Annotated in this window: 14 protein-coding genes; 8 read left to right on the forward strand and 6 right to left on the reverse strand. The window is 34.0% G+C overall.

The annotated features are described in order from the left end of the window. Window positions 1-2 precede the first annotated feature (2 nt). Window positions 3-446 (reverse strand): hypothetical protein, encoded by a 444-nt coding sequence (locus FUA22_RS08145; RefSeq protein WP_147767477.1) that lies wholly within the window; start codon window positions 444-446, stop codon window positions 3-5. A 173-nt stretch (window positions 447-619) separates the two neighbouring features. Between FUA22_RS08145 and miaB the strand changes: the two genes are divergently transcribed. The 8 genes from miaB to groL all read left to right on the forward strand — a co-directional run bounded on the left by miaB (window position 620) and on the right by groL (window position 7,651). After that, window positions 620-2,068 carry a tRNA (N6-isopentenyl adenosine(37)-C2)-methylthiotransferase MiaB gene (gene miaB / locus FUA22_RS08150; protein WP_147767478.1) on the forward strand — a complete coding sequence of 483 codons (1,449 nt, stop codon included), beginning with the start codon at window positions 620-622 and terminating at the stop codon, window positions 2,066-2,068. After that, a complete protein-coding gene (locus FUA22_RS08155) occupies window positions 2,068-2,409 on the forward strand; it encodes a hypothetical protein (protein ID WP_147767479.1) in 342 nt (113 codons plus the stop codon). Before miaB ends, FUA22_RS08155 begins: the two co-directional genes overlap by 1 nt. Beyond that, window positions 2,410-3,678 carry a sigma-54-dependent transcriptional regulator gene (locus FUA22_RS08160; RefSeq protein ID WP_147767480.1) on the forward strand — a complete coding sequence of 423 codons (1,269 nt, stop codon included), beginning with the start codon at window positions 2,410-2,412 and terminating at the stop codon, window positions 3,676-3,678. Window positions 3,679-3,737: 59 nt separating this feature from the next. Then, the gene (gene lptE, locus FUA22_RS08165; RefSeq protein ID WP_147767481.1) at window positions 3,738-4,244 is read left to right on the forward strand and encodes an LPS assembly lipoprotein LptE; all 507 of its coding nucleotides are present in this window, start codon (window positions 3,738-3,740) and stop codon (window positions 4,242-4,244) included. Window positions 4,245-4,270: 26 nt separating this feature from the next. Continuing rightward, window positions 4,271-5,224, forward strand: coding sequence for a hypothetical protein (locus tag FUA22_RS08170; protein ID WP_147767482.1), 954 nt, complete (start codon window positions 4,271-4,273; stop codon window positions 5,222-5,224). Beyond that, window positions 5,224-5,577 (forward strand): preprotein translocase subunit SecG, encoded by a 354-nt coding sequence (secG, locus tag FUA22_RS08175; protein WP_147767483.1) that lies wholly within the window; start codon window positions 5,224-5,226, stop codon window positions 5,575-5,577. Before FUA22_RS08170 ends, secG begins: the two co-directional genes overlap by 1 nt. A gap of 146 nt (window positions 5,578-5,723) precedes the next feature. Beyond that, the gene (locus tag FUA22_RS08180) at window positions 5,724-5,999 is read left to right on the forward strand and encodes a co-chaperone GroES (RefSeq protein WP_147767484.1); all 276 of its coding nucleotides are present in this window, start codon (window positions 5,724-5,726) and stop codon (window positions 5,997-5,999) included. A 20-nt stretch (window positions 6,000-6,019) separates the two neighbouring features. After that, a complete protein-coding gene (gene groL, locus FUA22_RS08185; RefSeq protein WP_147767485.1) occupies window positions 6,020-7,651 on the forward strand; it encodes a chaperonin GroEL in 1,632 nt (543 codons plus the stop codon). Window positions 7,652-7,730: 79 nt separating this feature from the next. Here groL and FUA22_RS08190 read toward each other — a convergent pair whose 3' ends face one another. The 5 genes from FUA22_RS08190 to FUA22_RS08210 all read right to left on the reverse strand — a co-directional run bounded on the left by FUA22_RS08190 (window position 7,731) and on the right by FUA22_RS08210 (window position 12,729). Further along, window positions 7,731-8,660, reverse strand: a complete 930-nt coding sequence (locus FUA22_RS08190; protein WP_206667096.1) for a family 16 glycosylhydrolase — start codon at window positions 8,658-8,660, stop codon at window positions 7,731-7,733. Between the two features lie 162 nt (window positions 8,661-8,822). Then, window positions 8,823-9,212, reverse strand: coding sequence for a heavy-metal-associated domain-containing protein (locus FUA22_RS08195; RefSeq protein WP_147767486.1), 390 nt, complete (start codon window positions 9,210-9,212; stop codon window positions 8,823-8,825). Window positions 9,213-9,215: 3 nt separating this feature from the next. After that, the gene (locus tag FUA22_RS08200) at window positions 9,216-11,465 is read right to left on the reverse strand and encodes a TonB-dependent receptor plug domain-containing protein (protein ID WP_147767487.1); all 2,250 of its coding nucleotides are present in this window, start codon (window positions 11,463-11,465) and stop codon (window positions 9,216-9,218) included. A gap of 60 nt (window positions 11,466-11,525) precedes the next feature. Further along, complete coding sequence (locus FUA22_RS08205; protein WP_147767488.1) at window positions 11,526-12,230, reverse strand: heavy-metal-associated domain-containing protein; 705 nt, start codon at window positions 12,228-12,230, stop codon at window positions 11,526-11,528. A gap of 100 nt (window positions 12,231-12,330) precedes the next feature. Continuing rightward, the gene (locus tag FUA22_RS08210) at window positions 12,331-12,729 is read right to left on the reverse strand and encodes an HYC_CC_PP family protein (protein WP_147767489.1); all 399 of its coding nucleotides are present in this window, start codon (window positions 12,727-12,729) and stop codon (window positions 12,331-12,333) included. Between the last annotated feature and the right edge of the window lie 40 nt (window positions 12,730-12,769).

Genomic DNA, 12,769 nt, shown 5'->3' on the forward strand with positions numbered 1-12,769 from the left:
ATTTAATAAGAATACTCCAGTGACTCATCTAAGCCATCAAGATGAAGTATAATTTTATTGCTTCCTTGCACTTGAATTGGTGTTAAATCAAAAGATATAACTCTTTCAAAATATGCTAAACAGTCTTCATTATTTATAAATTTCAGTTTTAAATAACGTTGCTCAGGAAAAGACTCAGCAACAGCTCCAGAATCAATTAACTCAAACTTCCAAGTGCTTCCATCACACCCTGAAGCTCCAATTTCAATAGACAAACAATCTCCTTCTATTTCTGCGTTAACAAAAGTAAAATTATCAGAGCTTAAATTTGCATATTTGGTTTCGTCAATAACAGTAGTGAAATCACATAGCAAATCATCAATTATAACATCTTCTTCGCATTGCGTATTTAAAAAAGAGAATATTATAATGAAAAAGAAAAGCACTTTTTCAGTCAGTCGGAGCATGATTTTTGATTTAGCTTATTTTATTAACTAGATACCTATTCTTAAAAATGGTTGCGCCTAAACCAAAACAAACTTCGAAAATTTAACTTAAAAATGAATCTGACACTTTGTCAGAAAATATAAATTAATTGTATCTTTGCACACTTATTGACCATAACCGGTTCAAGCATATTATGGAAAAGATTATAGACGAAAATAAACAAGGAGAATCTTTAGTTTTAGAGCAAAAGGAAAGCAACAAGCGCAAACTTTTTATTGAAAGTTACGGTTGCCAAATGAATTTTTCTGATAGTGAAATTGTAGCATCTATTCTAGACCAACAAGGTTACAACACCACCCAAAATTTAGAGGAAGCTGATCTGGTTTTAGTAAACACCTGCTCAATTAGAGATAAGGCAGAACAAACGGTACGTAAACGTTTGGAAAAATATAATGCGGTAAAGCAAGAAAGTAACCCAAACATGAAAGTTGGGGTTTTGGGGTGTATGGCAGAACGTTTAAAAGCTAAGTTTCTTGAAGAAGAAAAAATTGTTGATTTGGTAGTTGGACCAGACGCATACAAAGATTTACCAAACCTTTTAGCCGAAGTTGATGAAGGTAGAGATGCTATTAACGTTATCCTTTCTAAAGAAGAAACCTACGGAGATATTGCTCCTGTAAGGTTAAACAGTAACGGTGTTACTGCTTTTGTATCTATTACTAGAGGGTGTGATAATATGTGTACATTTTGTGTTGTGCCTTTTACTAGGGGTCGCGAGCGCAGTAGAGACCCACAAAGTATTCTAGAAGAAGTTAATGATTTATGGAATAAAGGTTACAAAGAAGTAACCCTTCTTGGGCAAAATGTAGACAGCTATTTATGGTATGGTGGCGGACTTAAAAAAGATTTTGATAAAGCCTCCGGTTTACAAAAAGCTACAGCCACTAATTTTTCCAAACTTTTAGAGTTGTGTGCTGAAGCACAACCAAAAATGCGATTCCGCTTTTCAACATCTAATCCTCAGGATATGACATTAGATGTTATTGAAACCATGGCTAGGTATAATAACATTTGTAAATACATTCATTTACCTGTTCAAAGTGGCAGTGATCGTGTTTTAAAAGCCATGAATAGATTACATACACGTGAAGAGTATTTTGAACTTATTGATAATATTAAGCGTATTATTCCAGACTGTGCAATAAGTCAGGATATGATTGCTGGTTTCCCTACAGAAACTGAGGAAGATCATCAAGACACCTTAAGTTTAATGGAATATGTAAAGTATGATTTTGGGTTTATGTTTGCTTATTCAGAAAGACCTGGAACACTAGCAGAACGCAAGCTAGAAGACGACATTCCTTTAGACACAAAGAAGCGCCGTTTAAACGAAATTATTGCCTTACAGCAAAAACACGCATTAATGCGCACGCAAGAACACGTTGGCAAAGTTGAAGAAATACTTATTGAAAAAGCTTCAAAGCGTTCAGACCAACATTGGTCTGGTAGAAACAGCCAAAACACAATGGTAGTTTTCCCCAAAGGAAATTATAAGGTAGGTGATTTTGTAAACGTGAAAATTACGGATTGCACAAGCGCCACCTTACTTGGTGAAGCGGTTGGGTATTCAGAAAATAATTAATGACGAAATTCAACATTAATAATAAGATATTTTCATTGGTTGAAAATTCAGAAAACGGAGAGGTTAATTCCGAAACCTTGTTTAGATATAAGCAAGAAAAGACTTTGATTACAGCTGATTACAATGGAGGAACAATTAAGTACGGAAAAATAATTGGCTATTTAGAAAAAGACGAAATCAATATGCTTTATCAATGTTTAACTGTTGATAATGAATTAAAAGCAGGTAAAGCTGTTGCAAAAATTAGTTTAGATAAGAATAATAAAATTAAACTGAAGTTAAATTGGGTGTGGCTGAATGATAAAAGCGGAAAAGGAACTTCAGAATATATAGAAAATTAAATGGAATCAGTTCAAGCAATAAAACAACGTTTTGGTATCATTGGTAATACGCCATCACTAAATCGCGCTATTGAAAAATCCATTCAAGTTGCCCCTACAGACATTTCTGTTCTGGTAACAGGAGAAAGCGGTGTTGGTAAAGAAAGTATTCCTAAAATTATTCATCAGTTATCCCATAGAAAACACAATAAATACATTGCTGTTAACTGTGGAGCCATTCCTGAAGGAACCATAGACAGTGAATTATTCGGTCACGAAAAAGGTGCTTTTACAGGTGCAACCCAAACCCGAAACGGGTATTTTGAAGTAGCCGATGGAGGCACAATATTCCTTGATGAAGTTGGAGAATTACCATTAACTACCCAAGTACGTTTATTACGTGTTTTAGAAAATGGAGAATTTATAAAAGTTGGTTCTAGTAAAGTACAAAAAACAAACGTCCGCATAGTTGCAGCCACAAACGTTAACATGTTTGAAGCCATAGAAAAAGAAAAATTTAGAGAGGATTTGTATTACCGTTTGAGCACTGTTGACATTCATTTACCTCCGCTGCGTGAGAGAAGGGAAGACATACATTTATTGTTTAGAAAATTTGCCAGTGACTTTGCTTTAAAGTACAAAATGCCAACGGTTAAGTTAACAGATAATGCAGTACAGGTTTTAACTAAACATCGTTGGGGCGGTAATGTCCGTCAACTACGAAATATTGCTGAGCAACTTTCGGTTTTAGAACAAGACAGAACAATTTCTGCCGATACTCTTCGTGGTTATTTACCAACTTCAGGAACCAATTTGCCTGCAGTTGTAAAAACATCAAAATCTGAAAGTGATTTTAGCAGTGAACGCGAAATTCTTTATAAAGTTTTATTCGACATGAAAAGCGATTTAAACGACTTAAAGAAACTCACCATGGAGCTCATGAAAGGTGGTAATATAAAAGATGTTGAAAAAGACCAAGAACACCTCATTCAAAAAATTTATGGCGAAGACGATAATGAAAGTGAAGTTTACGAGGAACCTGTTCAAGAAACCGAAGTATTATCGATACCAGAACACACTGCCACACCTGATGAAGTTGTAAGCGTTCAGGATAAATATCATTTTGCCGAAGAGATTCAAGAAGAAGAAACTTTATCATTACATGATAAAGAGTTAGAATTAATAAAAAAATCACTTGAGCGTCACAACGGAAAGCGTAAATTAGCTGCTGCCGAATTAGGTATTAGTGAACGCACTTTATATAGAAAAATTAAACAATTTGATTTATAATTTACCGTTAAATTTAAAAGACCTGTCATTACTGTGAAGGCAAGAATGCAATCAAATAAATGAAAAACATAAAATTAATCCTTCTTACTATAACATTTGCACTTTTTACTAATTGCAAAATTCAGTACAGTTTTACGCCACCTACATCAATAATAGCGGAGACGTACCAAGTTAATAAATTTGAAAATACTTCATTATTATTTGAACCAGGTTTAGACCGTGATTTTAAATTGGCACTTGAAGATTTAATACAGAATCAAACAAACTATAGGCTAGAACCTTCTGGGGCAGACCTAATTTATGAAGGAGAAATTACAGATTACCGAATTGCTCCAACAACAGCAACTGCCGAAAATACAGCTGCTCAAAACAGGTTAACAATAACAGTAAAAGTAAGATTCTATAACACGAATAATGAAGAAGACGATCTAGAACAAAGTTTTTCTTTTTTCTATGATTTCCCTGGTAGTGCTCAATTAGTAGGCGCACAAAAAGAAACAGCTCACGAAGAGATATTAGACCGTTTAACGCAAGATATATTTAACGCTACCCTAGCTAGGTGGTAAGAAATAGTTAAATTTGGTACAAGCCAATGAACTCATCAGATTTTATACATATTTTACAGCACCCTCAGGATATTTCGCATGAGCAAACTAATGCCGTAAAATCAATAATTGATGAGTTTCCCTATTTTCAATCGGCTCGTGCTGTTTACCTTAAAGGACTAAAAAACCAAAGTAGTTTTAAGTACAATCAGGAGTTAAAAACTACAGCAGCATACACAACAGACAGAAGTATTTTATTCGATTTTATAACCTCAGATATTTTCATTCAGAACGAAATATCTCAGTTTATTAAACAAAATATTGAACATTTAAAAGATATAAATGTTGATGCAGAAGATATTTCCGTCAACAAAAGTGTAGCTATTGACGAAGCTTTAAAACGTCAGATTAAAGAAACAGATGGTGTTTTAGACCCAACTTTGTTTCAGCCTAAAGAACCTCTTCCTCCTAAGGAAGCAAGTTTTACTCTAGATGAATCTGAAATTATAAAAAGTGCAACCGAAGTTGTAGAAAGTCCAGAATTATCAGCAAATGAAATTCTGAATTTAGGCAAACCACTTCAATTTGATAAAACCGAGAAACACTCTTTTAATGAATGGTTAAAACTTACTAGGTTTAAACCAATTGACAGAGAAAGAGAAACACCAGAAATAAAAAACACAGAAACTAAAGCTGACAATTCGATAAAAGAAGAAAAGGCTAAAAAGTTTGAACTTATAGATAAATTTATTAGTGATAATCCTAAAATAAAACCGGCAATATCCTCAGGCAAAAAAGGCAATTTAGCTAAGGCTCAAATGATCAAACCTGAAGCCTTAATGACGGAGACTTTAGCGCGTATTTATGTAGAGCAAAAAAACTATAAAAAAGCAATTCAGTCTTATAAGATTTTAAGTTTGAAATATCCAGAAAAAAGTAGTTTCTTTGCAAACCAAATTAAAGCAGTAGAACAATTACAAGAACAAAATAAAAAAGAGTAATGGGTAATTTTACAATATTTTTAGCCTTAATAGTAATAGTAGCATTTTTGCTAATAGTGGTAATCATGGTGCAAAACCCTAAAGGTGGTGGTTTATCATCTACTTTTGGAGGCGGTGGAAGCCAACAATTAGGTGGTGTAAAAAAGACCACTGACTTTTTAGATAAAAGTACATGGTACTTAGCAACTTTTTTACTAGTATTAATACTAGCGTCAAACGTTGCTATTAACACAGGAGGAGACAATATAGACTCTAAAGCGTTAGATACTGAAGCGGCATCAGAAGTTCCGTTACCAGTACCAACAGCACAACCTGCAACTGACAACACAACCGCTGTAGATACAACAAATTAATACAGTGATAAAACATTATAAAAAATGCCAACTTATACAGTTGGCATTTTTTATTGCTGCAAGTTTGTCAGTTCATAAGTATTGGCACATTTTTAGCATAACGCTAAAGCGTTAAATAATTCAATTAATAAAAACTATATAGGAAAATGGGCTTAAACATTAAACCATTAGCAGACAGAGTTGTAATAGAACCTGCTGCAGCTGAAACTAAAACAGCCTCTGGAATTATTATTCCAGATAATGCAAAAGAAAAACCACAAAAAGGAACCGTTGTTGCTGCCGGACCTGGCACAAAAGACGAGCCTATAACTGTTAAAATTGGCGATACCGTTTTATACGGAAAATACGCTGGAACAGAATTAAAACTAGAAGGAAACGATTATTTAATTATGCGAGAAAGTGATATTCTTGCTATTGTATAATTATCAAAAACTAAATTAAAATGGCAAAAGATATAAAGTTTGATATTGAAGCACGTGATGGATTAAAACGTGGCGTTGATGCATTAGCTAATGCGGTAAAAGTAACATTAGGACCTAAAGGAAGAAACGTAATTATTTCTAAAAGTTTTGGAGCTCCTCAGGTGACTAAAGATGGTGTTTCAGTAGCAAAAGAAATAGAATTAGATAACGAGCATGAAAACATGGGTGCTCAAATGGTAAAAGAAGTTGCTTCTAAAACTAATGATTTAGCAGGTGACGGTACAACTACCGCAACAGTTTTAGCTCAAGCTATTGTAAAAGAAGGCTTAAAGAACGTTGCTTCTGGTGCTAACCCTATGGATTTAAAACGTGGTATTGACAAAGCCGTTGAAGCAATTACAGCAGATTTAGAAAGTCAATCTCAAGAAGTAGGAAACTCTTCTGAAAAAATCAAACAAGTTGCTGCAATTTCCGCTAATAATGATGATACTATTGGTGAGTTAATCTCCCAAGCCTTTGCTAAAGTTGGTAAAGAAGGAGTTATTACGGTTGAGGAAGCTAAGGGAATGGAAACATATGTTGATGTTGTTGAAGGTATGCAATTTGACAGAGGTTACTTATCTCCTTACTTTGTAACTGATTCTGATAAAATGATTGCCGATTTAGAAAATCCGTACATTTTATTATTCGATAAAAAGATCTCTAACTTACAAGAGATTCTTCCAATATTAGAGCCTGTTGCTCAATCGGGTCGTCCGTTATTAATTATTGCTGAAGATGTAGACGGGCAAGCATTAGCTACTTTAGTAGTTAACAAACTACGTGGAGGTTTAAAAATTGCAGCTGTTAAGGCTCCTGGATTTGGTGACAGACGTAAAGCTATGCTAGAAGACATTGCTATCTTAACTGGCGGTACTGTTATTTCTGAAGAAAGAGGGTTTACTTTAGAGAATGCAGACCTAAGCATGTTAGGAACTGCTGAAACTGTAACAGTTGATAAAGACAATACAACAATTGTTAACGGTTCTGGTGATGCTGAAGCTATCAAAGCTAGAGTTAACCAAATTAAATCTCAGATTGAAACGACTACATCTGATTACGATAAAGAAAAACTTCAAGAACGATTAGCTAAATTAGCTGGTGGAGTTGCTGTACTATATGTAGGTGCTGCTTCTGAAGTAGAGATGAAAGAAAAGAAAGACCGTGTTGACGATGCTTTACATGCAACAAGAGCTGCTGTAGAAGAAGGTATTGTTGCTGGAGGTGGTGTTGCTTTTGTTAGAGCAAAGGCTGTTTTAGAAAAAATAACTACTGAGAACTTAGACGAAACAACAGGTGTTCAAATAGTGAATAAAGCTATTGAATCTCCATTACGTACAATTGTTGAAAATGCTGGCGGCGAAGGCTCTGTTGTTATTAATAAAGTATTAGAAGGCAAAAAAGATTTTGGTTACGATGCCAAATCTGAAGCGTATGTTGATATGCTTAAAGCTGGAATTATTGATCCTAAAAAAGTAACTCGTATTGCTTTAGAAAATGCTGCTTCTGTAGCCGGTATGATCTTAACTACTGAGTGTGCTTTAATAGATATTAAAGAAGATGCTCCTGCTATTCCTCCAATGGGTGGTGGCGGAATGCCAGGAATGATGTAATGGCTAATCGTCATAAATATAGTATTAAAAACGCTTCCAGAATATGGAAGCGTTTTTTATTTCATCTTAGAACTTTCTATTATTCTTTTTTCCAGACCCTAACATAATCTACCTCCATAGCTACAGGAAATTTCTTTTGCTCTTCCTTGGTAAGTTTTGGCGGAACAGCAAAACCATTACACTTAAAAATGGTATATGGGTTTCTAATTCCAAGAGACAAAGCTACATTCATAGGTCTGTGCCAAAATTTATTAGTTTTCCTTCCCACTTCAACACCATCAACATACCATACAATTTCTTCCTTATTCACCTCACAACCATACACGTGAAAATCAATTCTAGGATCAAAAGGTGCATGATATTCATTACGCTGACTTTCATAATATTTAGGGTTATTAGGACGCATCCAATTTCTTCCTCTATTTCCAGGTTTCCCATTTGAAGTAATAGCATGTAAGTTATGATCTGTGATACGTTCATTTCCCTCAACCCTATTACCTCTTTGGGTTAACTCCACTACATCAACCTCACTATATCTAACCGCTCCTTCTTCAACTAAACTATCATCAATACTACTATACATCCAAAAAGCAGGTGAAACTCCAGGAAATAACGGCGCTCCTTTAATTCTTGCTTCATAATACCCGTAAGTACCGGTTTTATGAGACTTCAATATTGCCGAAGTAAAAAACAAATCATAGTCTGGTGTTGATTCTTTGGTACAGCTGTCAAAAAAACGTCTATCTGCTCCCTCATCATCAAATCTGGCAATAAGCTTTACAATACCATCTCCTTCTACAGCATTATTTTTATTATCCCATGTCCACGTTTGCACATGAGTAGGGTTTTTTTGCCATTTTTTATAATCTACTTCTGTGTCATTAAACTCATCTGAACGATTTTCCTGTAACTCCCATTTCTCACCAGAAACAGCACTAATTGGCTGCACCATTTGGGCAGTAACTTTAATTTGAAATACAATAATTATTAATAAAAAAGCTTTTTTCATTTTGTGTAATTTTAAGGTGAGCAAGTTAACCATATCTAACAATTCGGGCTAAATCAATTTTATCTTGCTTTTAACCTCATTTACCTAAACATCTAAATCAATTTTAATGCCAATAAAAAAGCTCAAACTAAAAGTTTGAGCTTTTCTTAATATAAATTTCAATTAATGATTATGTCCATCTCCTTTTTTATGCTCCTCACCTTCTTGATGAGCATCCTTCACATCATCATCTCTATATTTACAACAAGCATGAACAGATGCATAAGCCTCATCAGTAGCCTTAGATTCTTTTACGTCATGACCAGCTGCCAAAACACTGGCTTCAATTGTTTTTAAACTGGTTTTGCGTTCATCAAAAATCAAACTTAATTGATGCGTTTTCACATCCCAAGTAGCAAATTTAACTCCTTTAGTATTTAAACATGCTTTTTCAATTCTTGCTTTACACATACCACAAACACCATCTACTTCAGTAGTGGCTTTGGCATTTTTATTTTGAGCAAAACTTAACGTTCCGGTAAGCATCAATACTATTATTAATAGTTTTTTCATGTTTTAATTTTGTTTGTTATTTATTTTAAATCTTAAACCTGCATAATACATACTGCCAAAAACAGGACCATATACAAATGTAGTATCAAAATTCGCTCCAAACGGATCATTAGCCCCTAAAATTGGATTGTTTTGTCTTACATTGGTAATATTTTCACCACCTAAATATACTTCAAATTTAGGAGAAAACACCTTGGTTAATTGTGCATTTAAGGTTGCAATTGTTGGTGTATTCTCAGGTAGTTGATATTGAATAGGATTTGACGCTGTAGATGCAAACCGCTGTTCTCCCAACCAATTAAAAGTTGCATCAAACTTCCATTGGGCACCATTTTCCTTTACTTGGGTCTTATAACCTGCATTAGTAAAGAATCGATGTTTTGGAACCAATGGTTTATACAACTTACCCGAATTATACTGTGTTTTTACTTCATAAAATTTATACGCCAATCGTAAATCAAAATGCTCAAACGGATTGTAGTTTACCTCTGTTTGAAAACTATTAGCGTAACTTTTTCCTTCTAAATTATAAAAACTTATCTCTAGTGGATTTTCATAATCTACAACCACTTGATTTTTAAAGTCAGTTTTATAATAATCAAATGTTATGTCTGCCTTTCTTCCAAAAAGGTTAAAACCTTGCAGATATGAAAAACCATAATTCCAGGCAATTTCAGGATCTAAACCGTAGATATTACCTCCAACATCATTAACAACAATATTTCTGGAAGTAGCAAACATGTTTTGATTCTCGGCAAAAATATTAGGGCTCCTTTTACCTCTTCCAAAAGAAGCTCTGAATGCCGATTTACTCCATGGCGAATAACGAGCATGAACGCGAGGTGTTATAAACGTTCCTAACAAATTATGATAATCAATACGTATACCGGCCGTCAAATTAAACAGTTCTAAGTTGTCATGGGAATACTCGAAAAATCCTCCAACCGAAGTTTCTGTTCGCTCATAAATATTAGAATTAACCAATTCATCATAGTGATCATAAGTATAACTAACACCTGTTTTTACTTTATGACGCGAATCACTAATAATAGAATTATAAATGGCATTAGCGTACACACTATTATGGGTAATATCATATGTATTCAAGCCAAAATAAGATTCTTGCTTATGACTACTAAAAGCGGTTTGCACACCTAGACTTTGCCAAGGCACCTGCGGATTAACATAACCTAATTTTGTTGAAATTTCAAAACGATCGGTATCAATTTCACTCCCCCAAGCATTCGTAGTCAACTTATCCGTGTTAGGGTTAAAACCCAATTGCCCCATTTGTTTTTCATCATTTAAAACTTTTAAATTAATAAAACTCACAAACCCTTTTTCTAGATTAGTGTACTGCCATCGGTTCATCAAATTTATTTGATGATACTTTGGCATATCCATAAATCCATCATTATTTACATCATGCTCTTCCTGCTGTGTACTGCCATGTAAATACAAACCTGTATCCCATTTGTCACTCACTTTGGTATTTAAATGGGTATTCAACTCCATACGCTCGCTACTGGCCCCGTATAAATTCACAAACAATCTGTCATCTGTAGTAGGTTTTACAAGTTCTGCGTTAATTTGACCTGCAATACTTTCGTAACCATTAACCACACTTCCTGCCCCTTTGGTAATTTGAATACTCTCTACCCAAGTACCAGGAATAAAACTTAATCCGAATGCCTGAGATGCCCCGCGGATAGATGGAATATTCTCAGTAGCAATTAAAATATAAGGACTGGTCAGTCCCAACATTTTTATTTGCCTTGTCCCTGTAACTGCATCTGCAAAATTCACATCAATAGATGGATTCGTTTCAAAGCTTTCTGATAAGTTGCAGCAAGCTGCTTTCAGTAATTCATCACTACTCACCGTTATAACGTTTTGAGCTTTTAAATAAGATTTGGCAGTAGCTTGTTTTCTTGTGGTCACGGTAACGGCATCCAAATTATCTGTGGGTTGTAGCCAATGCCGAATTGGTTTAAGCTCTGAAACTGTAATAGTGTCAGTTTTAAACCCCACATAACTAATTACAAGCTTAGTATACTCTTTTGAATATTCTAAGGCAAACTTACCATCAATATCTGTTACCGTACCAACAGAAGTATTTAACCAATACACATTGGCTCCTGCCAACGGAATGGATTCATTTTTATCATTAGCTTCCATTATCACACCACTAATTGAATTTTGAGATGAGATAATAATTGGAAACATTAATAATATGTATATTATTTTTTTCATTTTATCTTTTCGTCAAGTAGAGAAGCTTTCAGTTTAAAACCAATCGTACTGACGTTTGTTTTAATTTAGATTTATGAGCATTATAATTGCCATAACAATCATAATACTGTTTTCAATAAATGTAGCTTTGGTCATTGGTAATTTTAATGCTGTACCTAAGCAAGCACATTGAATAGATTTTTTATTCAACAATGTTCTAGTAACTCCTATAGTTGTAATTCCCAAAATAATTAGGGTGGCAATTAATGCCATTGGAATTTCAATTCGCATTAAAAACATAATTCCAAGCGCCACTTCAATAAACGGATATATCCAACTGTAAATAGGCATGACTTTAGCTAACGGGTCATACATTCTAAAAGATTGCGGAAAGCCTTTTAAATCTAAAAGTTTAAAAAAGCTAAAAACAATGTAAAAAAGCCCCATGAAGTCAAGCATAAAACTACCTGTATCCCATGGTTTAAAATTCAAAAGAACACTGGTTATAATGATATAGCCGAAGATCAAAAACAATGGAAATAACTGTTTTAATTCTGATTTTTCTTCAGACTGTATAAGTTCTTTATTTTCTGAAATGGCATATTTATCTGAAAGTGCTTCTTGTAGTTTTTTAACGGAAATCTTATGGCTCAATTCTAAAACCACTTGGGACGTTCTTAAATCTACAGATGCTTCTTGAACATCTGCTAGACTGCTCAAAGCTTCTTCAACTGAAGCTTTACAACCACTACAGGTCATTCCTGTAACTGTATATATCTGTTTCATTTTTGAAATAATTTTGATTTAATAATTCGTTATATCTATAGAAAGATATTTAGTTTCTAGGCAGCCGAAATATTCAGCTAAACCAACAAGAATTAAAAAATCAAATCAGGAAAACTTGGTCCAAAACACATATATCTTTGACCAAATTGGGTGGTGAGTAATCTTTATGAGGAATTATTTTCTTAGGCTCCCCTTCAAAAAGATTAACATATGAATATACAAGTGAAGTAATAAATAGTTGTTGTTCAAAATCTAAATCGTCAAAAGAAACAATTAGTTCATTCTGACCTTCAACAACATCAATTTCATCTTTACAGCAGGTTTTCTTTAAAGCCATTTCTTCGGTTTCCATATCACACTTTTCGGCCTCCGCAAAAAGAGATACATCAATCAAAGTATCGCCACAGAAATGTTTTTCAATAGTAACTGATATTGTTGAACATAGAACAAGCAGCGCCAAAGAAACAGCAAAACTTTTATGTAAAAATGATTTTATCACAATGCAAAAATACAAAACTTAGAAAGTTAAGCCTCTTATT

Source organism: Seonamhaeicola maritimus (assembly GCF_008056315.1).
In the GTDB taxonomy this organism is placed as follows: Bacteria; Bacteroidota; Bacteroidia; order Flavobacteriales; family Flavobacteriaceae; genus Seonamhaeicola; species Seonamhaeicola maritimus.

Bases quoted from the DNA above. Each gene is read 5' to 3' on its own strand.
- lptE (WP_147767481.1), top strand. From the start codon at position 3,738: ATGAAAAACATAAAATTAATCCTTCTTACTATAACATTTGCACTTTTT.
- secG (WP_147767483.1), top strand. From the start codon at position 5,224: ATGGGTAATTTTACAATATTTTTAGCCTTAATAGTAATAGTAGCATTT.
- FUA22_RS08195 (WP_147767486.1), bottom strand. From the start codon at position 9,212: ATGAAAAAACTATTAATAATAGTATTGATGCTTACCGGAACGTTAAGT.
- FUA22_RS08190 (WP_206667096.1), bottom strand. From the start codon at position 8,660: ATGAAAAAAGCTTTTTTATTAATAATTATTGTATTTCAAATTAAAGTT.
- FUA22_RS08170 (WP_147767482.1), top strand. From the start codon at position 4,271: ATGAACTCATCAGATTTTATACATATTTTACAGCACCCTCAGGATATT.
- FUA22_RS08155 (WP_147767479.1), top strand. From the start codon at position 2,068: ATGACGAAATTCAACATTAATAATAAGATATTTTCATTGGTTGAAAAT.
- FUA22_RS08145 (WP_147767477.1), bottom strand. From the start codon at position 446: ATGCTCCGACTGACTGAAAAAGTGCTTTTCTTTTTCATTATAATATTC.
- groL (WP_147767485.1), top strand. From the start codon at position 6,020: ATGGCAAAAGATATAAAGTTTGATATTGAAGCACGTGATGGATTAAAA.
- FUA22_RS08205 (WP_147767488.1), bottom strand. From the start codon at position 12,230: ATGAAACAGATATATACAGTTACAGGAATGACCTGTAGTGGTTGTAAA.
- FUA22_RS08180 (WP_147767484.1), top strand. From the start codon at position 5,724: ATGGGCTTAAACATTAAACCATTAGCAGACAGAGTTGTAATAGAACCT.
- FUA22_RS08200 (WP_147767487.1), bottom strand. From the start codon at position 11,465: ATGAAAAAAATAATATACATATTATTAATGTTTCCAATTATTATCTCA.
- FUA22_RS08160 (WP_147767480.1), top strand. From the start codon at position 2,410: ATGGAATCAGTTCAAGCAATAAAACAACGTTTTGGTATCATTGGTAAT.
- miaB (WP_147767478.1), top strand. From the start codon at position 620: ATGGAAAAGATTATAGACGAAAATAAACAAGGAGAATCTTTAGTTTTA.